Origin of the sequence: Ramlibacter humi, assembly GCF_004681975.1 — a bacterium.
In the GTDB taxonomy this organism is placed as follows: Bacteria; Pseudomonadota; Gammaproteobacteria; order Burkholderiales; family Burkholderiaceae_C; genus Ramlibacter; species Ramlibacter humi.
On sequence record NZ_SMLK01000014.1, the window covers coordinates 1 to 26,563 of the forward strand.

A 26,563-nucleotide genomic window follows, 5' to 3' on the forward strand; every position below is an offset into this window, starting at 1 on the left:
GCCTTCCCTCCATCTCCTCCCAGCGCCAGCCTTCAAACCCGCTTCCCGATTCCGGACAGCAGTGCGCCTTCGCGGGAATGACGGCAGAGGGGCAGCGGGCTACTTGGCGTCCAGCCTCGCGGCCAACGCGTCCAGCACCGGCTTGATCTTCACGCCCATGCTGATCTGCGGGTTCGAGAACCCGTCCGGCTTCTTCGCGTCGATCTCGCGCTGCTTGATCACCGGCACCGCCGACGCGAACGCCTGTTCGAACGAATGTGTCTTGCGCAGCTGCTCGTCGAACATCGCGCGGCCGAAGAAGGTGAGCTCCGACTTGCGGCCGCAGCCGTACGACGTGTGCTGCGAGTCCGCCGCCGTCATCACCAGCGTGGTGTCGCCCGCCAGCGGGCCGACCCAGCCGCCGGAGTAACACGCCGACACCGCGATGACGCGGTTGCGCACGCCGGCTTCGTCCAGCGCCTCGCGCAGCTCGCGCGGCGTGAGCGATTCGACCTCCAGCGGCCAGTGCCCGGCGGCCAGGTGGAAGTTGCCGCCGCCGTGCGAGGTGAGGTAGACCACCAGCACGTCGTGCTCGCGGTCCATCTTTTCGGCCAGGGCGGCGATGGCGCGCTTCAGGTTCAGCGGCGTGGCCCAGGGCAGCTTGTCGGCAGTGGTGGCGTGATTGGCGAGCCGCAGCACGCGGCCCTGCGCGTCGAAGCGCTGCTCCAGAACGCCCGCCACCATCTGCGCTTCGCGCAGGAACACGTCCTCGCCCGCATAGGGCGCGAACACCAGGCCGTACACGTCGACGGTGCCTTCGCGTTGCGGCGCGATGCCTTTCACCGCCGCCTGCCACACGGCCTGCTGGCGCTCGAACGTCTCCTGGCTCAGGTGCAGGCGCGGGCGTTCGCTGCGCGGCGGTTCTTTCGCTTCCCAGGCGCGGTCCTGGAATTGCCAGATTCCCACCGCGTAGAGCGCGGCCAGGCCGAAGGTGATGGCCGCCAGCCGGCGGCCGCGCAGGCCGAACTGCACGCCCAGCCACAGCATTACCAGCACGTCCCAAGCGGCGAGGACGAGGAACACGCCCCACGCGCCCCACGGCGTGTCGAACAGGGGCGGCAGCGCATCGCGCGCACGGGCGATGGCCATCGCTTCGCCCACCAGGAAGGCGGGCAGGCCGGCGGCGAAGTACAGCGTGAACCAGGTGCCCACGCCATGGGGCCGGCCCGGCATGCGCGGCAGGCGCCAGAGCGTGGCCCACACCAGCACGGCGGCGATGGCATTGCTCCAGTACGGGATCAGCCAGCCGCGCAGGTCGAAGGTGGCGGGCCCGGGGACTTCCAGGCGTTCGAGCGCCAGGGCCACCAAGGTATAGATCGCGGCGACGGCCATGAACTGCGCCGGACCGGCTTCGTGGCCATCCACGCGCGATCGCAGCAGCACGCCGGAACGGATGCCTTCGAGCAGCCAATCGAGGAAACGCAGCCGCGGGTGCGCGGTGGTGGAACCAGGCCGCGGCGCAGCCACTGCTTCGGTCATGAAGACTCCCCCTGTAACGTGCGGAAGAGTCTAGCTCGCGCCCGCGCAAGCGCAGCGCGCCGGCTGGGCCATCGACGTCCTGTCAGGCTTTCGTGCATCGGCAGCACGACACGGGCTGTGAGTCTGGGCAGACTCCCGCCATGGCTTCGGCTTGCCGTGTCTACAGGCTGTACGAAACCAGCACGTGCTGCTTGGCCTGTGGCGGGGCGCGTTCAGCAACGCCAGCGGCATCGAGGGAGGGGCCGGAGCGGGCAGCCAGCCACCGCTGCGGCCCGCGTCAGCGCGCCGGCTCGGTCGTCGCGGGCTCGGTCCAGCCGCCACCCAGGGCGCGGTACAGCAGCACCTGGTTCTGCAGGCGCGCCAGGCGGGTCTGAATCTCTGCCTGTTGCGCGGCGAAGAGGGAACGCTGCGCGTCCAGCAGGTCCAGCTGGCTGGCCACGCCGGCGTCGAAGCGCATCTGCGACAGGCGCGTGCGCACGCCCTCGGCCTGCGCCACGTTGGACTGCGCCTGCAGCTGGTCGCCCAGCGTGGCGCGGCCGGCCAGCGCGTCCGACACCTCGCGGAAGGCGGACTGCACGGCCTTCTCGTACTGCGCCACCGCGATGTCGCGCGACACGTTGGCCGAGCGCAGCCCGGCCGAGTTGCGGCCCGCATCGAAGATCGGCAGCAGCAGCGAGGGCGCGACGGTGTAGGCCCACTCGCCGCCGTTGCCGAACAGGCCCGACAGCTGCGTGCTGGCCCGGCCCGCCTGCGCGGTGAGCGTGATGCGCGGGAAGAACGCCGCGCGCGCCGCGCCGATGTTGGCGTTGGCCGAGACCAGCTGCTGCTCGGCCTGGCGCACATCGGGGCGCGCCACCAGCACTTCCGAGGGCAGGCCCGCCGGCAGGTCGGGCAGCGCAACGGCCGCCGTCGTGGTGCCCGATCGGTAGTCGTTGGGCAGGCCCTGGCCGACCAGCAGCGACAGGGCGTTGATGTCGTTGGCGCGAAGGCGCTGCGCTTGCGCCAGCGCCACGCGCGCCGTCTCGGACAGCGACTGGGCCAGGCGCAGGTCGATCTCGGACGAGACGCCGTTGTCGAAGCGCAGCTTGGTGAGGCGGAAGCTCTCTTCGCGCGTGGTGAGGGTCTGCTGCGCCAGCGCGAGCAGCTCCTCGTCGGCCACCAGGCTGAGCCACGTCGTCGCGACCGAAGCCACCAGCGACATCTGCGCCGCCTTGCGGCCTTCGTCGGTGGCCAGGTACTGCGCCACCGCGGCTTCGCTCAGGGCGCGCAGGCGGCCGAAGAAGTCGATCTCCCACGTGTTGAGGGCCAGGCCCGCGGTGAAGGTGTTGACCTGCTGCCCGTTCAGCGCGCTGGGCGCGCGCGATGCGGTGGCCGCCACGCCCACGGTGGGGTAGAGGTCGGCACGGCGGATGTCGTACTGCGCGCGCGCCTGCTCCACGTTGAGCATCGCGACGCGCAGGTCGCGGTTGTTCGCCAGCGCCGCCGCGATGAGCGAGCGCAGGCGCTCGTCGGCGAAGAACTTCTGCCACTCCAGCTGCGCCGCGGGCGTGCCCTCGGCGGCGGCGGGGTAGGGGAAGGCGCCGGGCACGGGCGCCGCGGGGCGCTCGTACGTGGGGACGAACGAGCAGCCGGCGGCCGCGAAGGCCAGGGCGGCGGCGGAAAGACGCAAGCGGGTCATACCTGGTCCCCCCGCGTGGCGCCGGGAGGCATTTCGGGCGCGAACTCGTGGGCATGCAGGCGGCGCTGCCGCTCGCTGCCGTGGAAGATGCCGCGCACCACGACGAAGAAGATGGGCACGAAGAACACCGCCAGCGCGGTGCCGGTCATCATGCCGCCCAGCACGCCGGTGCCGATGGCGCGCTGGCTGGCGGAGCCGGCGCCGGTGGCGATGGCCAGCGGCAGCACGCCCAGGCCGAACGCCATGGACGTCATCAGGATGGGACGGAACCGCAGGTGCGCGGCTTCCAGCGCCGCCTCGATCACCGGCTTGCCGTGGGCCTGCAGGTCCTTGGCGAATTCGATGATCAGGATGGCGTTCTTGGCCGAGATGCCGATGATGGTGATCAGGCCCACCTGGAAGTACACGTCGTTGGCGTAGCCGCGCAGCATGGTGGACACCAGCACGCCCAGCACGCCCAGCGGCACCACCAGGATCACCGCCAGCGGGATCGACCAGCTTTCGTACAGCGCCGCCAGCGCCAGGAACACCGCCAGCACCGCGAAGCCGTACAGGATCAGCGCCTGCGAGCCGGCGAGCTTTTCCTCGCGCGACTGGCCGGTCCACTCGTACGCGAAGCCGGGCGGCAGCTGCGCCGCCAAGCGTTCCATCTCGTCCATCGCCGCGCCGCTGCTGTAGCCGGGCGCGGCCATGCCGGAGATGCGCATGGACGGGTAGCCGTTGTAGCGCACGGTCTGCATCGGGCCGGTGATCCAGCGCGTGGTGGCGAAGGCCGACATCGGCACCGGTTTGCCGCCGGTGCCTACCACGTTGATCTTCAGCAGGTCTTCCGGCTGCATGCGCGCGGGCGCGTCGGCCTGCACCACGACGCGCTGCAGGCGGCCGCGGTTGGGGAAGTCGTTGATGTAGGCCGAGCCCAGCGCGGTGGACAGCGACGTGTTGATCGCGTCGAAGCTGACGCCCAGCGCCTGCGCCTTGTCGCGGTCGATGTCCATCTGCAGCTGCGGCGCGTCCTCCAGGCCTTCGGGGCGCACCTGGGTGAGGACCTTGCTCTGCCCCGCCGCGCCCAGCAGCTGGTTGCGCGCGGCCACCAGCGCGTCGTGCCCGTTGCCGCCGCGGTCCTGCAGGCGGAACGAGAAGCCCGAAGCCGTGCCCAGCTCGGGGATGGGCGGCGGCGACAGCGGAAAGATGAAGGCGTCGCGGATGCCCAGCAGCGCGCCGAACGCGCGGCCCGCGACGGCGCCGGCCGAGTGCTGCTCGCCCTTGCGCTCGTCCCAGTTCTTCAGCGTCACGAACGCCAGGCCCGCGTTCTGGCCCTGGCCGGAGAACGAGAAGCCCAGCACGCCCACCATGCTCTGCACTTCGGGCTGCTTGAGGATGAAGCCTTCCACCTGCTCCATCACGCTGGTGGTGCGCTCCAGCGTGGCGCCCGGCGGCAGCTGCACGTTCACGATCATGTAGCCCTGGTCTTCCTGGGGCAGGAAGGACGTGGGCAGGCGCATGTAGAACAGCGCCGCCGCCGCGCCGATGGCGACGTACAGCAGCATGTACCAGCGCGCGCGGCGCAGCACGCGCGACACCACGCCTTCGTAGCCGTGGGCCGTGCGCTTGAAGCCGCGGTTGAACCAGCCGAAGAAGCCGCCCTTCTCGATGTGGTGGCCCGCCTCCACCGGCTTGAGCAGCGTGGCGCACAGCGCCGGCGTGAGCGACAGCGCCATGAAGGCCGAGAACGAGATGGACGCCACCATCACCGCCGAGAACTGGCGGTAGATGTTGCCGGTGGACCCGGCGAAGAAGGCCAGCGGCACGAACACCGAGACCAGCACCACGGTGACGCCGATGATCGCGCCGGAGATCTGGCCCATCGCCTTGCGCGTGGCCGCGCGCGGCTCTAGCCCTTCCTCGCTCATGATGCGCTCGACGTTCTCCACCACCACGATGGCGTCGTCCACCACGATGCCGATCACCAGCACCATGCCGAACATGGTCAGCACGTTGATCGAAAAGCCCAGCGCCAGCAGCACGCCGAAGGTGCCCAGCAGGGCCACCGGCACCACCAGCGTCGGGATGACGGTGTAGCGCCAGTTCTGCAGGAACAGGAACATCACCAGGAACACCAGCACCACGGCTTCCACCAGCGTCTCCACCACCTGCTGGATGGAGATGCGCACGAAGCGCGAGCTGTCGTACGGGATGTCCCACTTCATGTTTGGCGGGAAGTAGGCGGCCAGCTCGCCCATGCGCTTGCGCACCGCGTCGGCCGTGGCCAGCGCGTTGCCCGAAGGTGACAGCTGCACGCCGATGCCGGTGGACGGCTTGCCGTTCAGGCGCGCCGACGTGGAGAAGGTCTGCGCGTTGAGTTCCACCCGCGCCACGTCCTTCAGCCGCACGGTGCTGCCGTCGGTGTTGGCGCGCAGCACGATGTTGCGGAACTGCTCGACGCTGGTCAGCTGGCCCGGCACCACGATGGTGGCGGCGATGGCCTGGCCGGGCACGTTGGGCAGGTCGCCCATGGTGCCGGCCGACACCTGCGCGTTCTGCGCCCGGATGGCGGCGTTGACCTCGGCGACGGACATGTTGAAGCCGACCAGCTTCTCCGGGTCCACCCAGATGCGCATCGCGGCCTCGGTGCCGAACAGCTGCGCCTGGCCCACGCCCGGCAGGCGCTGGATCTCGGGCAGCACGTTGCGCGAGGCGTAGTCGCCCAGCTGCACCGGCGTGAAGTTGGGGTCGTCCGACGACAGGATGGTGAACAGCAGGAAGTTGGAGCGCGACTTCTCCACCCGCACGCCCTGCTGCGTCACGGCGGCGGGCAGGCGGGGCGTGGCGCGCGCCAGCCGGTTCTGCACGTCGACCTGGGCCAGGTCGGGGTTGGTGCCCGGCTCGAAGCTGATGGTGATCTGGCCGATGCCGTTGGCCTGGGTCACCGACTCCATGTAGATCATGCCGGGCGAGCCGTTCATCTCCTGCTCGATGACGGAGATGACGCTCTCTTCCAGCGTGGTGGCCGAAGCGCCCGGGTAGGTGGCGGTCAGCACGATGGCGGGCGGCGCCACCGGCGGGTACTGCGCGATCGGCAGCTTGGTGATGGACACCGAGCCCACCACCAGCAGGAACAAGGCGATGACCCATGCAAAGATGGGCCGGTCGATGAAGAACTTGGCCATGCGGTCGGCGCCCCCTTACTTGCGGGGCGCCGAGGCCGCGGAAGCCGCGCCGGCGGCGGGTTGCGCCGGCTTGCCGCCGTTCCAGGGCACGGCCTTCACCGGCGCGCCGGGGCGCAGCTTCATGAAGCCGTCCACCATCACCTGTTCGCCGGGCTGCAGCCCTTCGGTGATGACCCAGTTGTTGCCTTGCGCGCTGTTGATCTTCACCGGCCGCGGCGCGACCTTGCCGTCCTGCGACACGATCATCACCGTGTCGCCCTGCTGGCTGCGCGTGACGGCCTGCTGCGGGATCAGCACGGCGTTGGACGCGGTGGCCTGTTGCACCTGCACGCGCACGTACATGCCGGGCAGCAGCAGGCCCTGCGGATTGGGCACCTCGGCACGCAGCGTGACCTGGCCGCTGGTGGGATCCACCGACAGGTCGGCGAACAGCAGTTTGGCGGGCTGCGGGTACTCGCTGCCGTCTTCCAGCACCACCCTGGCGGCGGCGCCCTGGCTGGACTTCACCTGGCCGCTGGCCATGGCGCGGCGCAGGTTCAGGATATCGGTGGACGACTGCGTGACGTTGACGTACAGCGGGTTGATCTGCTGAACCAGGGCCAGCGGCGTGGCTTCGCCCTGGCCGACCAGCGCGCCTTCGGTCACCAGCGCGCGGCCGATGCGGCCCGAGATGGGCGAGGTGACCAGCGCGTAGTTGAGGTTGATCTTCGCCGTGCTGACCGCGGCTTCGTTGGCCGCCACGTCGGCTTCCGCCGCCTTCTGCGCCGCCACCGCGTTGGCGTATTCCTGCTTGCTCACCGCGTTGGCTTCCACCAGCGGCTTGTAGCGTTCGGCCAGCGCCTTGGCCTGGCCCAGGTTGGCCTGCGCCCTCGCCAGCGCCGCCTGCGCGCTGGCCACCTGCTGCTGGTAGGGCGCCGGGTCGATGCGGAAGAGCGGCTGCCCCGCCTTCACGTCGCTGCCTTCACGGAAGAGGCGCTCCTGCACGATGCCGGCGGCGCGGGCACGCACCTGCGCGGTGCGCGAAGCCTCCAGGCGGCCGGGCAGCTCGGTGACCAGCGCCACGTCGCGGGGCTGCGCGGTGACAACACCGACTTCCGCCGGCGGCATGCCGCCGCCCCCGGCGCCGCCGCCGGCGGCCCCGTCCTTCTGGCCGCAGGCGGCCAGAAGCAGGGCGAGAAGCAGGAAGGAGAAAGGAGCGAAAGAGCGCGGGCGCGGTTGAGCCATGGACGAGTAGGGCAGCGGCAGCAAAAGCCGGCCAGTATACGAAGCGGATGCGACTTGGGTGCGTCCATGCACAATGGCCGGGCACGGCCCTGGGCTCTCATGGCCGGCTAAGAAACTCGTGAACACATGCTGGAACCTCCCTTCCCGCCCGACGAGGCGGCGCGCCTCGCCGAACTGCACCGGCTGCACGTGCTGGACACGCTGGCCGAGGAGCGCTTCGACCGCATCACGCGCACGGCCCAGCGCATGTTCGGCGTGCCCATCGCGCTGATCTCGCTGATCGACGCCAACCGGCAGTGGTTCAAGTCGCGCCAGGGCATTACCGACAGCCAGACGCCGCGGCGCGAATCGTTCTGCGCCCACGCCATCCTGCAGGACGGGCCGCTGGTCATCACCGACGCGACGGCCGATCCGCGCTTCGCCGACAACCCCAACGTCACCGGCCCGCTGCAGGTGCGGGCCTACGCCGGCCAGCAGCTGCATGGCCGCGGCGGCGCCCGCCTGGGCACGCTGTGCCTGATCGACAGCAAGCGGCGCGAGTTCTCCGCCGACGACCTGGCCGCGCTGCGCGACCTGGCCGCGTGGGCCGAGCTGGAGCTGAACATCTACAGCATCGAGCAGGCCACGCTGGTCGCGCGCGAGAAGGAAGAGAAGCTGCAGGCCATCCTGGACAACGCGGGCGACGGCATCGTCACGCTCTCGGCCGAAGGCGCGATCGAGACTTTCAACGTCGCGGCCTGGGCCATGTTCGGCGGCAGCGTGGAAGTCATCGGCCAATCGGTGTTCGACTGGGTGGCGCCGGAATCGCGCGACGCCGTCCTGGCGGCCTTCACCGGCGGCGACATCGCACCCGGCAGCGAAGGCAGCGTGCGGCGCGAAGTGGCGTGCCTGCGCGCCGACGGCAGCACCTTCCCGGCGGAGATCGTGGTCACCCGCCTGCGCAATCCCAAGCCGGGCTGGACCCTCATCGTGCGCGACGCGTCGGAGCGCAAGCGGGTGGAGAAGATGAAGAACGAGTTCATCTCCACCGTGTCGCACGAGCTGCGCACGCCGCTGACCTCGGTGCGCGGCTCGCTGGGGCTGGTGCTGGGCGGCGCGGTGGGCGAGGTGCCCGCGCAGGCGCGCAGCCTGCTGGACATCGCGGCCAAGAACTGCGACCGGCTGGTGCGCCTGATCAACGACATGCTGGACATCGAGAAGATCGAGTCCGGCCACATGCGGCTGGAGATGGCGCCGCAGCAGTTGCTGCCGCTGGCGAAGCAGGCCATCGCCACCACGGAATCGTTCGCGCAGCAGTTCCGCGTGCAGCTGCGCCTGCAGGCCGAAGCGGTGGACGCGCGCGTGATGGGCGACGCCGACCGGCTGACCCAGGTGCTGGTGAACCTGCTGTCCAACGCGGCCAAGTTCTCGCCCGAAGGCGGCGGGGTGGACGTGGGCCTGGCGTGGGCCGATGCCTCGCAATCGCGCGTGCGCATGACGGTGGCCGACCGCGGCGCGGGAATCCCGCCGGAACTCGCGGACAAGCTCTTTGGCCGCTTCGTGCAGGGCGACGCGTCCGACGCGCGCGCCAAGCCGGGCACGGGGCTGGGCCTGGCGATCTCCAAGGCCATCGTCGAAAGGCTGGGCGGCCGCATCGGGTTCGAACCCCGCGAAGGCGGCGGCACGGCCTTCTTCGTCGACCTGCCCGCGCTGCCGCGGCCCGGTGCGCCCGCGGCGCGGCAGGCCAGCGTGCTGGTGTGCGAGGACGACCCCGACATCGCGCGGCTGGTCACCATGCTGCTGGAACGCGGCGGGTTGCACGCGGAGGTCGCGGGCAGCGCCGCCGAAGCGCGCAAGAAGCTCGCGTCGCAAGCCTGGCGCGCCATGACGCTGGATATCGGCCTGCCGGGCGAGGACGGCCTGTCGCTGCTGCGATGGGTGCGCTCGCAGCCCGCCACCGCGGACCTGCCCGTGGTCGTGCTCTCGGCCAGCGACCGGCCGGACGGCGCCTCCGCCGCGGCTTTCGGCGCGATGGACTGGCTGGCCAAGCCCATCGACGAAGACCGCCTGCTGTCGGCCATCCGCCAGGCCATGCGCGGCGCGAAGCGCGAGCGGCCGGCGCTGCTGCACGTGGAAGACGATCCCGACCTGCGCCGCGTGGTGGCCGCGATGGTCGGCCCCGGCTGCGACACCGTCGCCGCGTCCACGCTGGACGAAGCGCGCCGCCAGCTGGCGCTGCGGGCGTTCGACCTGATCCTGCTGGACCTGCAGCTGCCCGATGGCAATGCTTCCGAGCTGCTTGCTTCGCTGCCGCCGCCGAACACCGCCACGCCGGTGGTCATCTTCTCCGGCACCGAAACCGGCGCGCCGCTGGCCGCGCAGGTGCGCAGCGCGCTGGTGAAATCGCGCACGCCGGCCGACGAACTGCTGGCGCTCCTGAACCGCCTGATCGGCCGGCGGGAACAGCACAATCCGGCCCCATGACCGCCATGCCCGACCTGCGACGCGTGCTCTATGTCGAAGACGACCCGGACATCCGGACCATCGCCACGCTGGCCCTCGAGACCGTCGGCGGCTTTCAGTTGCGCGCGTGCGCATCCGGCGCCGAAGCGCTGGATGCGGCGCCGGCCTTCAACCCGCACCTGCTGCTGCTGGACGTGATGATGCCGGGCCTGGACGGCCCGGGCACGCTGGCGAAGCTGCGGCAGCTGCCCGGGATGGCGGCCACGCCGGTGATCTTCATGACCGCGAAGGTGCAGGCCAGCGAAATGGAGGCTTACCGCTCGCTGGGCGCCATCGGCGTCATCACCAAGCCGTTCGACCCCATGGGGCTGGCGGCGCAGGTGCGCGGGATGTGGGCGCAGGCGGCCTGAGCGGATGCCGTTCGAAGTCCGGTACCGGCACGAGAGCGACCACGTGGTGGTGACCTTCAGCGGCACGCCCACGCTGGACGAATTCCTCTCGGTGCTGCAGGAAGTGGGCGCCGACAGCGTCGTGTGGGCCCCGTCATTGGTGGCGCTGGACCTGCGCGGCGTGTCCACGCCCTACAGCTTCACCGAGCAGCTTCGCATCGGCGAGTCGGTGGGCCGCAACTTCGCCCACTTGCGCCGCATCGCGGCCATCGTGCCGCCCGAGCGCATCACGCGCGTGGGCGAGAAAGTAGCCAACCGCACCGGCGCGCGCACGCTGGTGTTCTCGGAAGAGCCGCCCGCGGTCGCCTGGCTGCGCGGCACGGACTGACAGCTCATCCGCAGCCCAGCTCGACCGGGTAACAGTTTCCCGCCGGCGTGCCCGCAAGCGCATCATGGGGCGGGAGACAGCATGGGCGGCATCCGACTTCCTTACCGCGACCGGGCCGAGGGTGGCCGGGTGCTGGCCGCCGAACTCGCCTCGTACGCGGGCGCCGACGGCTTGCTGGTGCTCGGGCTGCCGCGCGGCGGCGTGGTCGTCGCGCACGAAGTGGCGGCGGCGCTGCATGCGCCGCTGGACGTGCTGGTGGTGCGCAAGCTCGGCTATCCCGGCCACGAGGAATACGCGATGGGCGCCATCGCCACTGGCGGCGTGCGCGTGATGTCGCCGCTGCCCGGCGTGCACGTCGCCGCGCAGGAGATCGAGCGCGTCGCCGCCAACGAGCAGCGCGAGCTGCAGCGCCGCGAAGCCGAGTACCGGCGGGGGCGCGGCACACTGGCTGCGGCGGGCCGCACGGTGATCGTGGTCGACGACGGCCTGGCCACGGGGTCCACCATGGAAGCGGCGGTGCAGGCCTTGCGCCGCATGCAGCCGGCGCACGTTTGCGTGGCCGTGCCCGTGGGCGCGGCCGAGACCTGCGCGCGGCTGGAGCGCATCGCCGACAAGGTGGTGTGCTGCGCGAAGCCTTCGCCTTTCCGCGGCGTGGGCCTCTGGTATCGCGACTTCGGCGAGACGCGCGACCAGGAGGTGGTGCGCCTGCTGGATCAGCACCTGCCTCAACCGGCAGGGTCCTGAAGCCGTTGTTCGCGCACCAGCGGCGCGGGCGTCATGCCGAGGTGTCGCGACAGCGCGGCGATGCGTCCGGCGTGCTCGCTGCGCCGCTCGACGAAGCGCCGTTCATCCGGGGATGCCTGCAACCGGTAGCCTGCCCGCGCCAGGCGGCCACACAGTTCACGGAAGTCTGCGGGCGACGCGTCGGCGGCGGCCGGCAGCAGCCCCAGCAGATCCGCGATGCTGTCCGACAGACGCTCTGCCTGCTCCCGCGCCAGCACGGCCGGGCCGCGCGTGCCGGGCTCGTCGACCAGGCACTCCAGGATCAGCGCCAGGTCCACCAGCGTGCCCAGCGCCGCGGGCCAGCCCGCGCCCGCGCCCGCGCTGCGGAAATACACCAGCGATGGATGCGAGACGTGGCTCTGCAGAACGGCCGCGCCCCAGCGGCGGCCGTCGCGCAGCACCTGCGCCAGCTCGTCCCGGATGTCCAGCTCGGCGTAGCGCTCCAGGATCACCAGCGCGGAGGGCGGCTGGCCGGCGGCGCTGGTCAGCGCCAGCACGCCCTGGTCGCGCACGGCGATGTTGCTCTGCACCTCGATGAGGTAGGTCACCGCCAGCGTCATCACCGCCAGGCCGCAGAAGCCGCCGGCCACCAGCACCGCCGCCGCGGCGCCAGAGGGCTCCGGCGCGCCCACGCCGATGGTGGCCATCGCGCCGCCCGCGATGTACAGCGCCTCGCCAAAGCCCTTCAGGTGCGGTGAGAAGCTGTCGCGAAGCCCGTGCGCCATCAGCCCGAACGCCAGCACCAGCAGCAACATCCAGCCGCCGAAGGCGAGCACCAGCATGGCGGGCGCGAAGCTGGTGCCGATGCCGCGCGAGCGGATCCGCCGCCACCACGGCAGCGCGGCCAGCACCAGGCGGCGCGACAGCTTGAGCGTGCCGTGCGCGCGGCCGGGCACGACCACCGTGTCGAACACGTCGCGCAGGATGAGGCCGGCCAGCGCGACACCGGCGGCCAGCTCCAGCACGTCCACGGCCCGCATGCGGCGATTCTGCTGAATCGCGCAGCTCTTCGGGACCCGCGGCGCACTTCCCGCCACGCGCTCCCGGCGGCATCATCGGCCCATGAGCCTCGTCACCAAGACCTTCACGCAAGGCAGCCTGCGCCGCGCCGAGTACGACACGTCGTCGCGCCAGCTCGACCTGCATTTCGACGGCGGCCGCGTGCTGGCCTACAAGGCGGTGCCCGAGGAAGTGTTCCGCCGCCTGTCGAGCGCGCCGAACCCGGCGACGTACTGGGAAGACCGTGTCGCCGAGGAGTACCCCAAGGCCACGCCGCGATCGGGCGGCAAGCCTTCCGGTCCGACGCTGCACGACCTGTTCGGCGACCCGCCCGGCGGGAACTAAGGGCCCGCCTTCGCGAACTTCATCGCCGCATCGTCCACCCGCTGCCACCGCAGCGTCAGCAGGTCCAGCAGGTAGTTCTGGTACAGCCGCCACGGCCGGCGCTCGCCCTGTCTGGGCATGCGGTCGACGAAGCGCACCACGTAGCCGGAGCTGAAGTCGATGAAAGGGCGCTCGGCCACGCCGGGTTCGCGCTGCGGCACGGCGACGTCCCAGCCGTGGCGGTCCATGTGGCGCAGCAGGCGGCAGACGTAGCCCGCGGTGAGGTCGGCCTTCAGCGTCCACGAAGCGTTCGTGTAGCCGAACGTGGACGCGAAGTTGGGCACGCCGCTGTTCATCATGCCCTTGTAGACCATGGTCCGCGACAGGTCGACGGGCCGGCCGTCGATCGACAGCGCCACGTCGCCCAGCAGGTTCAGTTGCAGGCCGGTGGCCGTGACGACGATGTCGGCGGGCAGCTCTTCGCCGGAAACGAGGCGGATGCCGCCCGCGGTGAAGTCCCGGATCTCGCCCGTGGCGATGGACGCCTGGCCCCGGCGGATGGCGGCGAACAGGTCGCCGTCGGGCACCAGGCACAGGCGCTGCTCCCACGGGTTGTAGCGCGGCGTGAGGTGCTTCGCGTCATAACCGGCGGGCAGCTGCGTCGCGGCCATGCCGATCAGGCGTTGCTTCAGCGCCTGCGGGTAGCGCCGCGCCAGGCGGAAGACCAGCATGCCCAGGCCCACGTTCTTGGCGCGCACCAGGCGGTAGGCCCACAGCGCGGGCAGGCGGCGCTTCAGGGCTTCGGCCATCTTGTCCACGGCGGGCCGCGTGATGATGTAGGTGGGCGACCGCTGCAGCATGGTGACGTGCGCGGCGGTCTTCGCCAGCTCGGGCACCAGCGTCACGGCCGTCGCGCCGCTGCCGATGACGACCACGCGCCTGCCGGCGTAGTCCAGCGACTCGGGCCAGTGCTGCGGGTGCACGAAAAGGCCGCGGAAGTTCTCCTCGCCCGGGAACGAAGGGCGGTGGCCCTGCGCGTAGCTGTAGTAGCCCGAGCACATCCACAGGAACCTGCAGTCGATCCTGCGCAGGCGGCCATCGGCTTCGACCTCCAGCGACCAGCGCGCCCGTTGCGATGACCAGCCGGCGCGCAGCACGCGATGGCGGAATCGCACGTGGCGGTCGATGCCGCGTTCCGCGGCCGTCTCGCGCACGTAGGTGCGGATCGAAGGCCCGTCGGCGATCGCTTTCGGGGCGTGCCAGGGCTTGAACGAATACCCCAGCGTGTACATGTCCGAGTCCGACCGGACGCCCGGGTAGCGGAACAGGTCCCAGGTGCCGCCGATGGCGTCGCGCGATTCGAGGATGGCGTAGCGGCGCCGCGGGAACGCCTGCTGCAGGTGCGCCGCCGCACCGATGCCGGACAGGCCGGCGCCGACGATCACGACGTCCAGTTCTTCCACCGGCCCGGCGCCGGCCGGCACTTCAGCTGTCCCATCCATGGTCTTGCTCCCCTGGACGCCGCCAGGGGTGGCGACTGGTGTCCGATGGAGCCAAATGTCGGCCAGAGGCGACCGGCTGTCGCGCCCGGGCGTCATGCTGGTGTAACAACTGGTGACTCTCTTCTAGCGGATGGGGTACAAAGCCATCCGAGGAGAAGAGAGCAGTCCATGGCCGATTTCGCGGCTTGCGCGTGCGGCCGTCCCGGAACCTGACCATGTCGCAGCCAACGCTGGACCACGGCGACGACCAAGAATTCCCGCCGACCGAAGCAGTGCCGCTCGAAGCGCTGTTCGGCAGCGCCGCGCCCGTCGCGCGCTCGGAGCCGCAGCCCCAGGCCATCATCCGCGCCGTCCCGGTGCCCGAAGCGCCGATCTGCACCTTCCTCTACGCGCGCCTGCACCACTTCACCGCCGCCTGCCAGACCATGGGCGGCGCCGAGCTCACCGAGTTCGTCAACGAGGTGCGGCGTACGCTGTCGTCGGCCGCGCAGAAGCTGGGCGGCGAGATCGCGCAGCGGCGGCCCGACTCCATCCTCTTCGCCTTCACGCACAACCCCGAAGACCGCATCCCCACGCACGCCAAGCGCGCGCTGCACGCGGCCATCCTGATCGTGCACGACGCCACCCAGCTGGCCGAGCGCTTCGCGCCGCCGCTGGAAGCGGCCGGGCTGCCGCCGCTGTCCATCGCCGTCGGCGTGCACCTGGGCCCCGGCGAAGTCACGCCGCGCGCCAACACGGCCGAGCGCATGGTGCACGCGGCCGGCGAAGCGGTGGAAGTGGCGCGCCTGCTGGAAGGCGTGGCCGCCGACCTGCACTGGGGCGTGGTCGCCTCGGCCGGCACGCGGCTGGCCGCCGGCACGCGCGTGGACAGCGGGCGCAGCGCCAGCATCGGCCTGCCCGACGAATCGTTCCTGGAGCTCACGCAGATCTGCGGCCTGGTGCCGCGGCCCGGTTCGAAGACGCCGCCCGGCCACTACGAGCAGCTGCGCGAGTCGCTGCTGCGCAACCAGCATTTCTCGCGCGCGGGGTCCAACCGCGCGGGCGGCGGCCACCTGCTGATCGAGGACTACCGCGTGCTGCGCAAGATCGGCGAAGGCGGCAACGCTTCGGTGTTTCTCGCGCAGCCGGTGCAGGGCGGCCCGGCGCAGGTGCTGAAGGTGATGCGCGTGGACGGGCCCGAAGGCGAATCCGGCCTGCAGCGCTTCATGCAGGAATACGCGCTGCTGGCCGGCATCGACCACCCCAACGTGGCGCGCTTCTTCCGCCAGGGCTTCTCGGCCGGCAGCGCCTACATCGCGATGGAGTACTTCCCGCTGGGCGACCTGCGCCAGCGCATCCGACGCGGGCTGGACCCGGCCATCGGCCTGTACTACCTGCGGCAGATCGCCGCCGGCCTGGAAGCCATCCACCAGGCCAGCATCGTCCACCGCGACCTCAAGCCCGACAACGTGATGCTGCGCGCCGACGGCATCGTGGCCATCACCGACTTCGGCGTGGCCAAGCAGGTGTCGATGCTGCTCACCGACACCGGCGCCGGCGAGATCGTCGGCACGCCCTACTACCTGAGCCCCGAGCAGGCGCTGGGCCGCCGCGTGGATGCGCGCGCCGACCTGTACAGCCTGGGCGTGATGGCGTACGAGATGCTCACGGGCAACAAGCCCTACCACGCCACCACCACGCAGGAGCTGCTGCGCCTGCACGTGGAAGCGCCCGTGCCCGCGCTGCCGCCGCAGCACCGCCGCTTCCAGCCGGTGCTGACGCGCCTGATGGCCAAGACGGCGGAAGAGCGCTACGCCTCGGCCACCGAGCTGCTGGACGACCTGGACCGGCTGCAATGACCACGCTCGATCTCGCCACGCGCATCGGCCCCTACCGGGCCGGCCAGGTGCTGGGCCGCGGCCGCCACGCGACCGTGTACTACGCGCGCCGCGAGGAGACGGGCGAGGGCGTGGCGGTGAAGCTGGCCGCGCAGGCCGACCTGGAGCGCGAGCACCGGTTGCTGACCGCATGCGCGCATCCCAACGTCGTGCGCGTGCGCGCCCACGGCCACGGCCCGCGCGGCCAGTGGCTGGCGATGGAATGGGCCGAAGGCGGCCCGCTGTCGCTGCAGACCGGCGCGCCGGTGCGCACGCCTTTCGTCCATGCGTGGCTGCAGGACGCGGCCATGGCGCTGGCGCACCTGCACCGCCTGGGCTGGGTGCACCGCGACGTCAAGTCCGCCAACCTGCTGCTGCGGTCCGACGGCCGCGTGGTGCTGGCCGACTTCGGCGAGGCGGCGCCGGCGGGGCTCACCATGCCGGTGCCGCCCAACACCGTCGTCGGATCGCCGCGCTACGCGGCGCCCGAGCAATCGCAGGGCGCGGCGCCCACGCCCGCGGCCGACGTGTACGGCCTGGGTGTCGTGCTGTACGAGTGGCTCACCGGCCGGCCGCCGTTCACCGCCGAAACCACCGCCGAGGCCCTGGCGCAGCACCTGTGCGCGCCGGTGCCGCGGCTGGACGCCGCATTGGCGCATTGGCAGCCGCTGCTGGACCGCATGCTGGCCAAGGACCCCACACGCCGGCTGCCCGACGGGCAGGCCGTGCTTTCCAGGAAACCATCGTGACCCCGTCTGACCATTACCTCGTCGACGTCATCGGCTTCAACGACGTCGAACGCCAGATGCTCGCCAGCATCTTCGCCCTGGCCGCGCGGCGCGACCCCGGCTTCGCCCAGTTCGAGCCGGGCACGCCGGGCCGCACGCCGGACATCTACCTGGTCGATGCCGACCAGGCCGAGGCCTTCCAGGAATTCCGTTCGCTGCACAAGCGCGCCAAGCTGCCCGCGGTGCTGATCGGCACCAGCGCGCACGGTATCGACTTCCCGGTGCTGCCGCGGCCGCTGCAATGGGCGCGGCTGCTGCAGGCGCTGGACGATGCGCTGAACGCCGGCGACGACATCCCGCCCGCCGAGGCGGTGCAGGCCGTTCTCGCGCGCACGCAGCCGGGCCTGTCGCAGCCCGGCCGCTCCAACTCGCCCCGCACGCTGCCGCCGGCCGAAGCCACGCAGCGGATGATGGGCGACACGGTGCTGGTGGTGGACGACAACGCCACCGTGCGCGCCTTCATGCAGGCCAAGCTGGCGCCTTTCGGCTTCGACGTCGACTTCGCCGAGACGGGCGAGGAAGCCATCGGCCTTGCGGGCACGCACGACTACACCTGCGTTTTCCTGGACGTGGTGCTGCCCGGCATCGACGGCTACCAGGTCTGCAAGCTGATCAAGAACAACAAGCAGGCGATCAAGAAGACCGCGGTGGTCATGCTCACCAGCCGCAGCTCGCCGTTCGACAAGCTGCGCGGCTCGCTCGCGGGCTGCGACGAGTACCTCACCAAGCCGCTGGACGAAGACCGGCTGCTGGAAGTCATCGCCAAGTTCCTGCCCAGCGGCCGCAGGCAGGCCAGGAAGGCGGCGCACAAATGAGCGGCAAGAGCATCCTGGTGGTCGACGACACGCGCAGCATGCGCAAGATGGTGTCGGCCGTGCTGGCCGGCGCGGGCTACGACGTGTCCGAAGCGGGCGACGGCGCCGAGGCGCTGGAACTGGCGAAGGCGCGCCAGTTCGACCTGGTGGTCACCGACCACAACATGCCGGTGATGGACGGCGTGACGCTGGTGCGCGAACTGCGGCAGCTGGCGCAGTACGACGGCGTGGCGCTGATCGTGCTGTCCACCGAAGTCGATCCCGCGCTGAAGCAGAAAGGCCGCGAGGCCGGCGCGACGGGCTGGATGGCCAAGCCCTTCGATCCCCAGCGAATGCTGGACATCGTGGGGAAGTTCGTCTGACATGACCGGCTTCGGCGACCCCAACGCCTACCGCGCGATCTTCTTCGAGGAGACGCAGGACCACCTGGCGCAGGTGGAAGCGATCCTGCTGCGCCTGCAGCCGGGCGACACCGCGGCCACGGCGCTGGCCGACTTCAACGCCATCTTCCGCGCGGTGCATTCCATCAAGGGCAGCGCCGCGATGCTGGGCTGCGCCGACATGGCCGGCCTGGCGCACCTGCAGGAAAACCTGCTGGACGTTCTGCGCAAGGACGAGCGCGCGCTGGAGGCCGCCGACATCGACGCGCTGCTGCGCGCCGGTGACGCGCTGCAGGCGCAGGCGCTGCGCCACCGCGGCATGGCCGAGTACGCGCCCGACACCGTGGCGGTGGAAGCGCTGCTGCGCGGCCAGATCGCACGGCCGCGTGACGGCTCGCAAGGCGCCGCTTCCGGCCCGGTGCGCCGCCGCTTTCGCGTGGCGCTGGGCCCGCTGGAAACCCCCATCGCCGACGCCGAGCTGGAGATGATGCTGGCGGGCCTGGCCGAGATGGGCCGCGTGCACGAGCCCCGGGTGGACAACACCGAAGGCGGCAGCGTCGCTTTCGAGGTGGAACTCGAAGGCACGGCGATGGACTTGCAGAGCGTTCTCTCGCTGCTGGTGGCGCCGGAGCTGGTGAACATCGAATCGGCCGATGCCGCCGTGGCGAAAGCCGCGCCCGCGCCTGCTTCCGCTGCTGCGCCCGCGCTGCCGTCCGGCGAAGACCTGGGCGACGAGCTGTTCGTCGATCCCGAGGAGTTCCGCCGCAAGCGCGCCTCGGCGCCCGTGCCGGCGCCGGTGTTTGAGCCCGCGCCCGTCACGCCGCCGATCGCCCGCTCGCCGCTGGCGGACTTCGACGCGGTGGGCCTGGCGTCCACCGACACCGGCTACATCCGCGTGGCCACCGAGAAGATCGACCTGCTGGTGAACCTGGTGGGCGAACTGGTCATCACCGAAGCCATGCTGGCGCGCAACGGCGCGCGCGAGACCGAGGAAGGCGTGACGAACGCCTCCGAGAACGGCTTGGCCGACCTCGCGCGCCACACGCGCAACCTGCAGGAAGCGGTGCTGGCCATCCGCATGCTGCCGATCTCCAACGTGTTCTCGCGCTTCCCGCGCCTGGTGCACGAGCTGAGCCTGCGGCTGGACAAGCGCGTCGAGTTGAAGTTCGGCGGCGAGACCACCGAGCTGGACCGCGGCCTGATCGAGAAGATCTCCGATCCGTTGACCCACCTGGTGCGCAACGCGGTGGACCACGGGCTGGAGACACCGGACGAGCGCCTGGCCGCGGGCAAGCCAGCTATCGGCATGCTGCGCCTGCACGCCACGCAGCGCGGCGGCAATGTGGTCATCGAAGTCAGCGACGACGGCCGCGGCCTGGATCGCGATCGCATCCTGGCGCACGCCGAGCGCCGCGGCCTGCCGGTGCCGGCCGACGCCACCGACGCGCAGGTGTGGCAACTGATCTTCATGCCCGGCTTCTCCACCGCGGAGAAGGTCACCGACCTGTCCGGCCGCGGCGTCGGCATGGACGTGGTCCGCCGCAATATCCAGGCGCTGGGCGGCACGGTGGACCTGTCGTCGGCCGTGGGCTGGGGCACCACGGTCACGGTGAGCGTGCCGCTGACGCTGGCCATCATCGAAGCCATGACCGTGGCCGTGGGCAGCGCGACGTACGTGCTGCCGCTGTCCGCGGTGGTGGAGTCGTTGCGCATCCAGCCCGGCGAACTGCACAGCCTGCCCGAGCACGGCGACACGCTGCGCGTGCGCGAGGACTACCTGCCGGTGCTGCACCTGGCGCGGCTCTTCCCACCCGAGCCCGGGCCCGCGGCCGGCGACGGCATCGCCGTGATCGTGGAAGCCGAAGGCCAGCGCGTGGCGCTGGTGGTCGACGACCTGGTCGGCCAGCAGCAGATCGTGGTGAAGAGCCTGGAAGCCAACTTCAGGCGCGTGCCGGGCCTGTCCGGCGCCACCGTGATGGGCGACGGATCCGTCGCCCTCATCCTGGATGTGAGCCACCTCGTGCGCCTGTGCAGCGGGCGCGAAGCCTCCACCGCCTGAGGCGAAACAAGAAAGCGATCCCACCATGCAAGCGGCACAGACTTTCCGCGGCCCGTCGCCCGACCTGCCCCTGCAGGGCCCCGCGCAGCAGCGCGAGTTCCTCACCTTCACGCTGGGCTCGGAGCACTACGCCATCGACATCCTGAAGGTGCAGGAAATCCGCGGCTGGGAAAAACCCACCGCCATCGCCAACTCGCCGGCCTTCATCAAGGGCGTGATCAACCTGCGCGGCGTGATCGTTCCCATCCTGGACCTGCGGGTGAAGTTCAACCTGGCGGACGCGCGCTACGACGAATTCACCGTGGTCATCATCCTCAACATCGCCTCGCGCGTGGTGGGCGTGGTGGTGGATTCGGTCAGCGACGTGCTGGCCCTGGCGGACGAAGCGATCCGACCGACGCCGGAGTTCGCCTCGGCCACCTTCGACACCCGCTTCATCACCGGGCTGGCCACCGTGGACGAGCAGCTGCTCGTGCTGCTGGACATCGAGAAGCTCATGACGTCGTCCGACATGGCCCTGGTCGACGACGCCACCCACTGACAGGACACACCATGGCGACGCCCAACCCCAAGACCCCCAACGGCAGCACCGCCGAGGCGGTGCTGCACTACCTGATCGGCACGCTGCTCCTCACCACGGTGCTGGCCGCCGGCTACGGCTGGTACGCCACCCAGCGCGTGGGTGCGCTGGCCTCCGCGGCGTTCACGCACGTGCGCCAGCAGGGCATGGCCGCCGGCCGCCTGCATGGCCAGGAAGCGGTGATCCGCCGGGAGATCACCGAGTTCGAGAACGCGCCGCAGGCCTACGACAACCCCAACCTGGACCCCGGTGAAGCCGCCGCGTTGCGCGCCTCCGCCGCGGCGAAGCTCAACCACATGAAAGGCCAGGCCGACGAGCTGAAGGCGCAAGCCGGTGCCGCGGCCATCGCGGCCGAGCAGGAAGGCGAGCGCCTGGCCGACGCCAGCCGCAGCGTGGTGCTGCAGGCGGCCATCGTGCTGGCGATCGTGGTGGCCGGCGCGATGGCGCTGGCCTACAGGTTCCGTGACTGGATCCGCCGCGCCAACGTGGCGCCGATGCGCACGGCCGTGCAGCTGGTGCGCAAGGTGGCCGACGGCGACCTCACCGTCAGCGCCGAAGGCATGGACCAGCTGCACACGCGCAAGCTGGCCGAAGCACTGGACGTGATGACCAGCAAGCTGCGCGCGCTGACCGCCGGCGTGCAGCGCAGCGCGCGCACCGTCGCCGACACCAGCACGCAGATCGCGCAAGGCCACCTGGACCTTTCGCAGCGCACCGAGGAACAGGCCAGCACGCTGGAAGAGACGGCCAGCTCGATGGAGGAGCTGACGTCCACCGTGGCGCACAACGCCGACAACGCGCGCCAGGCCAGCCAGCTGGCGGCCAGCGCTTCGGAAGTGGCGCGCAGGGGCGGCGAGGCGGTGTCGCAGGTGGTGTCCACCATGAACGACATCTCGGCTTCGTCGCGCCGCATCGGCGACATCATCGGCGTGATCGACGGCATCGCCTTCCAGACCAACATCCTGGCGCTGAACGCCGCGGTGGAAGCGGCGCGCGCGGGCGAGCAGGGCCGCGGTTTCGCCGTGGTGGCTTCGGAAGTGCGCGGCCTGGCCAAGCGCAGCGCCGCCGCCGCCAAGGAGATCAAGGGCCTGATCGGCGACTCGGTGCAGAAGGTGGACGCGGGTTCGCGCCAGGTGGACGCCGCCGGCCGAACCATGCAGGAGGTAGTGGACTCGGTGCGGCAGGTGACCGCGCTGATCGCCGAGATCGCCGCCGCCAGCCAGGAGCAGAGCGCCGGCATCGGCCAGGTGAACACCGCCGTGGCGCAGATGGAGCAGGTGGTGCAGCAGAACGCTTCGCTGGTGGAAGAGGCCACTGCCGCCACCGAGTCGCTGAAGGAGCAGGCCGACCTGCTGCTGGACGCGATCTCGCGCTTCAAGATCGGCGACGAAGAGGAAGAAGAGTTCGACGAGTACGAAGAGGACGGGGACGAGCCGGTGGCGCTGCGGCCCGTGGAACGCGTGGCCGCGCCGGCGACGCCGGCGCCCATCCGCGTGCGGCCTTCGCCGCAGAAGCTGCCGCCCGCCTATGCCGCGTTCGCGCGCCGCGTGCGCAACGAGCCGCCGACCGACAGCCGGTGGCAGGAACTGTGATGCCCGGACGCAACATGCTGAACAGGTTCGAGGACGTCTCGGTCATCACCAAGCTGAACCTGTTCGTCGGCCTGATGGTCGGCACGCTGCTGGTGGTGGGCGCCATCGGCCTGGCTTTCATCCCGCTGGCCGGGATGCTGGTGCCGGCGCTGCTGATCGGCTTCGTCATCCTGGGCGCGGGCGCGGTGGCCGTGTGGCTGCGCCTGCAGATCCGCGCTGGCATCCTGCGCTCCATCCGCGCCGCCGCGCACGTCATCGGCCGCGTGGCCGAAGGCGACCTGACGGCCAAGGTGGACGTCGTGGCCTACGGCGAGACGCAGAAGATGCTGGAAGGCCTGGAGGGCATGACGCGCGACCTGGCGTCGCTGGTCAGCCAGGTGACGAACGCTGCGCGCAACGTGGCCGACACCAGCGCGCAGATCGCGCAGGGCAACCTGGACCTGTCGCAGCGCACCGAGGAGCAGGCCACCACGCTGGAGGAAACCGCCAGCTCGATGGAGGAGCTGACGTCCACCGTCACGCACAACGCCGACAACGCGCGCCAGGCCAGCAAGCTGGCCGCCGAAGCCGCCGACATCGCGCGCAAGGGCGGCGAGGCGGTGGACGAGGTGGTGCACACCATGGACGGCATCCTGGATGCTTCGCGCCGCATCGGCGACATCATCGGCGTGATCGACGGCATCGCTTTCCAGACCAACATCCTGGCGCTGAACGCCGCGGTGGAGGCCGCGCGTGCCGGCGAGCAGGGCCGCGGCTTCGCCGTGGTGGCGGCCGAGGTGCGGCAGCTGGCGCACCGCACGACGGACGCCGCCAAGGAGATCAAGGCGCTGATCGCCGATTCCGAACAGAAGGTGCAGGACGGCTCGTCGCGCGTGGACGAAGCCGGCCACACCATGGTGGGCGTGGTGATGTCGGTGCAGAAGGTCAGCGGCCTGATCGCCGAGATCGCCGCCGCCAGCCAGGAGCAGAGCGGCGGCATCGGCCAGGTGAACACCGCCGTCTCGCAGATGGAACGCGTGGTGCAGCAGAACGCCTCGCTGGTGGAAGAAGCCGCGGCGGCGACTGAGTCGCTGAAGGACCAGGCCACTACGCTGCTGCAGCTGGTGTCGCGCTTCAAGCTGACGGAGGACGCGCCCGCTCCGCGCCGCCGCCGCGTGCGCCGTGCCGCGCCGCCGCAGGAACCCGCGCGTTCGCGCGAGACCATGCCGCAGCCCATTCGCGTGCGGCCCGCCAAGTCTTCCGCGCTGCCGTCGGCCTATCCGCCCGCCGCGCGCGCGCCGGCCGCCGGCAACGGCCAGTGGGAAGAGTTCTAGGACGGCGCCCATGTCGGTTCCGGGCGAGGCGCTGCTCGGGCAGGCGGACTTCGAGCTGGCCTGCCGCCTGATCGGCGACTACGCGGGCATCCGCATCAGCCCGCACAAGCGGCAGATGGTGCACAACCGCCTGTCGCGGCGGCTGCGCGTGTTGGGGCTGGACAGCTTCGGCGACTACCTCGACCTGGTGCAGAACGACCCGGTGGGCGAGCGCGAGGCTTTCGTCAACGCGCTGACCACCAACCTCACCGCCTTCTTCCGCGAGCCGCACCACTTCGAGCTGCTGCGCGAGCGCGCCATCCAGCATCGCCAGACGCAAGCCGAACCGATGCGCGTGTGGTGCTCGGCGTGCAGCACCGGCGAGGAGGCGTGGTCCATCGCGCTGACGCTGCGCGAAGCGGGCTGCCCGGCCGAGGTGCTGGCCACCGACATCGACACCGACGCGCTGGACCGCGCGGAGGCGGGCCTGTACCCGATGGAGCGCGTGAACGGCCTGCCGCCCGAGCGGCTGCGTGGGCTGTTCCTCAAAGGCTATGGCGACAACGAAGGCTGGGTGAGCATCCGGCCGGAACTGCGGCCGATGGTGACGTTCGGCCAGCTGAACCTGCTGGCGCCCGCGTGGCCCGAGTTCGGCCCGCTGGATGCGATCTTCTGCCGCAACGTGGTGATCTATTTCGACCGCGAATCGCAGAAGCGCCTGCTGGGCCGCTTCGCGCAGCGGATGCACCCGGGCGGCCTGCTGGCGGTGGGGCACGCGGAGAGCTTTCCCGCGGGGCAGCAGGCTTTCAGGGCCTGCGGCCGCACGGCGTACGAGTACACGGGACAGGCGGTGCGATGAAGTCGAGGTCCGAACCCGCCACCAATCCCGTTCGCCCTGAGCCTGTCGAAGGGCTTGCGCCAAGGCCACTTCGACCTTTCGACAAGGCTCAGGACAGGCTTCGACAAGCTCAGCCCGAACGGCTGGGGACTCAGCCCGAACGGTCGGGAGCTCAGCCCGAACGGAGTGGGGCGGTGGTCCCCCTCACCTACTTCGACCGCGACTTCCAGGTGGACGCGGTGAAGATCCTGCCGGGCCAGTACCACGCGTCACGTGGCCCGGGTTCCATCACCACGGTGCTGGGCTCGTGCGTGAGCACCTGCCTGTGGGACCCGGTGGAGCGCATCGGCGGCATGAACCATTTCATGCTGCCCGGCCAGCCCGGCGCGGTGGCATCCCCCTGGGAAGCTTCGGGCCGCCTGGGCGTGCACGCGATGGAAGTGCTGATCAACGACATGGTGCGCCTGGGCGCGGATCGCCGCCGGCTGGTGGCCAAGGTGTTCGGCGGCGCGCGCGTGCTGCAGGGTTTCGACACGCTGGACGTGGGCGCGCTGAACACCGAGTTCGTGCTGGCCTTCCTGCAGGAGGAAAACATGCGCATCCTGGCGCAGGACCTGCAGGGCACCAGCCCGCGCAAGATCCACTTCTTCCCCGAGACCGGCAAGGTGCAGCTGCGCAAGCTGCACCTGCACCACGACGCCGTGCAGCGCCAGGACCGCGCCTACCTCGACACGCTGTCGAAGGCGCAGCGGCCGGCCGGCGACATCGAACTGTTCACGCCGCCGCGATGATCAAGGTCCTGGTGGTCGACGACTCGGCGGTGATGCGCACCTTCCTGGCGAAGGTGGTCGGCGCGCAGCCCGACATGGAGCTGATGGGCGTGGCTTCCGATCCGCTGCTGGCCATCGACCGCATCCGCCGCGCGCCGCCCGACGTGATGACGCTGGACGTCGAGATGCCGCGCATGAACGGCCTGGATTTCCTGCGCAAGCTGATGGCCGTGCGGCCGCTGCCGGTGGTGATGGTGTCCTCGCTCACGCAGCAGGGCGCGGAGGCCACGCTGCGCGCGCTGGAGCTGGGCGCGGTGGACTTCTTTCCCAAGCCCTCGTCGATCGAGGAACTGGAAGCGACGGGTCCGGAGATCGCCGAGAAGATTCGCGCCGCGGCTCAAGCGCGCGTGGGCCGGCGCGGCTGGACGCCGACGCCCGCGATGGACAGTGGCTTCGCGCCGCTGCACGCGCCTTCGGTGTTGCGGCCCGCGGCGCCGTCCGCGGCCTCGGGCACCATCATCGGCATCGGTGCTTCCACCGGCGGCGTGGAGGCGCTGCGCCACATCCTCACCGCGCTGCCCGCGGACATGCCGCCCATCGTGATCGCGCAGCACATGCTGCCCGGCTTCACGCAGACCTTCGCGCGCCGGCTGGACGCGATCTGCGAATTGCATGTGAAGGAAGCGCAAGACGGACAGGAGGCGCTGCCCGGCGGCGTCTACGTCGCACCGGGCGGGCGCCATCTGGTCGTGCAGCGTTCGGGGAATGGCGGCTATCGCCTGCGCCTGAGCGACGAAGCGCCGGTGAACCGCCACCGGCCTTCGGTGGACACGCTGTTCCGCTCGCTCGCCGAAGCCGCGGGGGAGAAGTGCATCGCGCTGATCCTCACGGGAATGGGCGCGGATGGGGCGGAGGCGATGGTCACGTTGCGCCGCGCGGGAGCGATGACGCTCGCGCAGGACGAGGCGAGCTGCATCGTGTTCGGCATGCCTCGCCAAGCGATTGCGATGGGTGGGGCGCAGGAGGTCGTGGGGCTCGGCGAAGTGGCGGAGAGGTTGCGGGAGCTGGCGGGAGAGTCCTGACCTCTTCGTCATTCCCGCGGAGGCGCACTGCTGTCCGGGATCGCCGTCATAGCAAGGAGCCCTGAACGCAGGCGATGTGCTCGCGCAGGAGCTGCCG

At 70.8% G+C, this 26,563-nt stretch carries 22 protein-coding genes; 16 read left to right on the forward strand and 6 right to left on the reverse strand.

What is annotated here, in order from left to right; all coding sequences use genetic code 11:
• Nucleotides 1-99: 99 nt before the first annotated feature.
• The 4 genes from EZ216_RS20925 to EZ216_RS20940 all read right to left on the reverse strand — a co-directional run bounded on the left by EZ216_RS20925 (nt 100) and on the right by EZ216_RS20940 (nt 7,587).
• Complete coding sequence (locus EZ216_RS20925; protein ID WP_135251748.1) at nt 100-1,518, reverse strand: C13 family peptidase; 1,419 nt, start codon at nt 1,516-1,518, stop codon at nt 100-102.
• A 277-nt stretch (nt 1,519-1,795) separates the two neighbouring features.
• Nucleotides 1,796-3,196 carry an efflux transporter outer membrane subunit gene (locus EZ216_RS20930; RefSeq protein ID WP_135251749.1) on the reverse strand — a complete coding sequence of 467 codons (1,401 nt, stop codon included), beginning with the start codon at nt 3,194-3,196 and terminating at the stop codon, nt 1,796-1,798.
• On the reverse strand, nt 3,193-6,363 hold the full coding sequence (locus EZ216_RS20935) for an efflux RND transporter permease subunit (RefSeq protein ID WP_135251750.1): 3,171 nt from the start codon (nt 6,361-6,363) through the stop codon (nt 3,193-3,195). The genes EZ216_RS20930 and EZ216_RS20935 overlap by 4 nt, the downstream gene beginning before the upstream one ends.
• 15 nt (nt 6,364-6,378) lie before the next feature.
• A complete protein-coding gene (locus tag EZ216_RS20940) occupies nt 6,379-7,587 on the reverse strand; it encodes an efflux RND transporter periplasmic adaptor subunit (RefSeq protein WP_135251751.1) in 1,209 nt (402 codons plus the stop codon).
• A gap of 126 nt (nt 7,588-7,713) precedes the next feature.
• Between EZ216_RS20940 and EZ216_RS20945 the strand changes: the two genes are divergently transcribed.
• From EZ216_RS20945 to EZ216_RS20960, 4 genes are all read left to right on the forward strand, one after another.
• Nucleotides 7,714-10,050 (forward strand): response regulator, encoded by a 2,337-nt coding sequence (locus EZ216_RS20945; protein WP_135251752.1) that lies wholly within the window; start codon nt 7,714-7,716, stop codon nt 10,048-10,050.
• The gene (locus EZ216_RS20950) at nt 10,047-10,439 is read left to right on the forward strand and encodes a response regulator (RefSeq protein WP_239024473.1); all 393 of its coding nucleotides are present in this window, start codon (nt 10,047-10,049) and stop codon (nt 10,437-10,439) included. Before EZ216_RS20945 ends, EZ216_RS20950 begins: the two co-directional genes overlap by 4 nt.
• 4 nt (nt 10,440-10,443) lie before the next feature.
• Nucleotides 10,444-10,806 carry a hypothetical protein gene (locus tag EZ216_RS20955; protein ID WP_135251753.1) on the forward strand — a complete coding sequence of 121 codons (363 nt, stop codon included), beginning with the start codon at nt 10,444-10,446 and terminating at the stop codon, nt 10,804-10,806.
• Nucleotides 10,807-10,887: 81 nt separating this feature from the next.
• Nucleotides 10,888-11,550 carry a phosphoribosyltransferase gene (locus EZ216_RS20960; protein ID WP_135251754.1) on the forward strand — a complete coding sequence of 221 codons (663 nt, stop codon included), beginning with the start codon at nt 10,888-10,890 and terminating at the stop codon, nt 11,548-11,550.
• Here EZ216_RS20960 and EZ216_RS20965 read toward each other — a convergent pair.
• Nucleotides 11,532-12,569, reverse strand: coding sequence for a hypothetical protein (locus tag EZ216_RS20965; RefSeq protein ID WP_135251755.1), 1,038 nt, complete (start codon nt 12,567-12,569; stop codon nt 11,532-11,534). The two genes, EZ216_RS20960 and EZ216_RS20965, sit on opposite strands and share 19 nt — an antisense overlap.
• Before the next feature lie 82 nt (nt 12,570-12,651).
• Between EZ216_RS20965 and EZ216_RS20970 the strand changes: the two genes are divergently transcribed.
• Entirely contained in the window at nt 12,652-12,933 is a 282-nt protein-coding gene (locus EZ216_RS20970; protein ID WP_135251756.1) for a KTSC domain-containing protein, read from the forward strand.
• On the opposite strand, the gene EZ216_RS20975 is transcribed toward EZ216_RS20970, so the two are convergent.
• Entirely contained in the window at nt 12,930-14,414 is a 1,485-nt protein-coding gene (locus EZ216_RS20975; protein ID WP_135251757.1) for a flavin-containing monooxygenase, read from the reverse strand. The genes EZ216_RS20970 and EZ216_RS20975 overlap by 4 nt on opposite strands.
• Before the next feature lie 215 nt (nt 14,415-14,629).
• Between EZ216_RS20975 and EZ216_RS20980 the strand changes: the two genes are divergently transcribed.
• The 11 genes from EZ216_RS20980 (at nt 14,630) to EZ216_RS21030 (ending at nt 26,466) form a co-directional block, all read left to right on the forward strand.
• Entirely contained in the window at nt 14,630-16,252 is a 1,623-nt protein-coding gene (locus tag EZ216_RS20980; RefSeq protein ID WP_135251758.1) for a protein kinase domain-containing protein, read from the forward strand.
• The gene (locus EZ216_RS20985; RefSeq protein ID WP_135251759.1) at nt 16,249-17,019 is read left to right on the forward strand and encodes a serine/threonine-protein kinase; all 771 of its coding nucleotides are present in this window, start codon (nt 16,249-16,251) and stop codon (nt 17,017-17,019) included. Before EZ216_RS20980 ends, EZ216_RS20985 begins: the two co-directional genes overlap by 4 nt.
• Entirely contained in the window at nt 17,016-17,873 is an 858-nt protein-coding gene (locus EZ216_RS20990) for a response regulator (protein WP_135251760.1), read from the forward strand. Before EZ216_RS20985 ends, EZ216_RS20990 begins: the two co-directional genes overlap by 4 nt.
• Entirely contained in the window at nt 17,870-18,235 is a 366-nt protein-coding gene (locus EZ216_RS20995; RefSeq protein ID WP_135251761.1) for a response regulator, read from the forward strand. The genes EZ216_RS20990 and EZ216_RS20995 overlap by 4 nt, the downstream gene beginning before the upstream one ends.
• A gap of 1 nt (nt 18,236) precedes the next feature.
• Nucleotides 18,237-20,312: a chemotaxis protein CheA gene (locus EZ216_RS21000; protein ID WP_135251762.1), complete on the forward strand. Its 2,076-nt coding sequence runs from the start codon at nt 18,237-18,239 to the stop codon at nt 20,310-20,312.
• A gap of 25 nt (nt 20,313-20,337) precedes the next feature.
• Nucleotides 20,338-20,853, forward strand: a complete 516-nt coding sequence (locus tag EZ216_RS21005) for a chemotaxis protein CheW (RefSeq protein WP_135251763.1) — start codon at nt 20,338-20,340, stop codon at nt 20,851-20,853.
• A gap of 11 nt (nt 20,854-20,864) precedes the next feature.
• Complete coding sequence (locus EZ216_RS22040) at nt 20,865-22,484, forward strand: methyl-accepting chemotaxis protein (protein ID WP_135251764.1); 1,620 nt, start codon at nt 20,865-20,867, stop codon at nt 22,482-22,484.
• Nucleotides 22,484-23,797 carry a methyl-accepting chemotaxis protein gene (locus tag EZ216_RS21015; protein ID WP_135251765.1) on the forward strand — a complete coding sequence of 438 codons (1,314 nt, stop codon included), beginning with the start codon at nt 22,484-22,486 and terminating at the stop codon, nt 23,795-23,797. Before EZ216_RS22040 ends, EZ216_RS21015 begins: the two co-directional genes overlap by 1 nt.
• Before the next feature lie 10 nt (nt 23,798-23,807).
• On the forward strand, nt 23,808-24,635 hold the full coding sequence (locus EZ216_RS21020) for a CheR family methyltransferase (RefSeq protein ID WP_135251766.1): 828 nt from the start codon (nt 23,808-23,810) through the stop codon (nt 24,633-24,635).
• A gap of 173 nt (nt 24,636-24,808) precedes the next feature.
• A complete protein-coding gene (gene cheD, locus EZ216_RS21025) occupies nt 24,809-25,405 on the forward strand; it encodes a chemoreceptor glutamine deamidase CheD (RefSeq protein ID WP_239024474.1) in 597 nt (198 codons plus the stop codon).
• Nucleotides 25,402-26,466 (forward strand): protein-glutamate methylesterase/protein-glutamine glutaminase, encoded by a 1,065-nt coding sequence (locus tag EZ216_RS21030; RefSeq protein ID WP_135251768.1) that lies wholly within the window; start codon nt 25,402-25,404, stop codon nt 26,464-26,466. The genes cheD and EZ216_RS21030 overlap by 4 nt, the downstream gene beginning before the upstream one ends.
• Nucleotides 26,467-26,563: the final 97 nt, after the last annotated feature.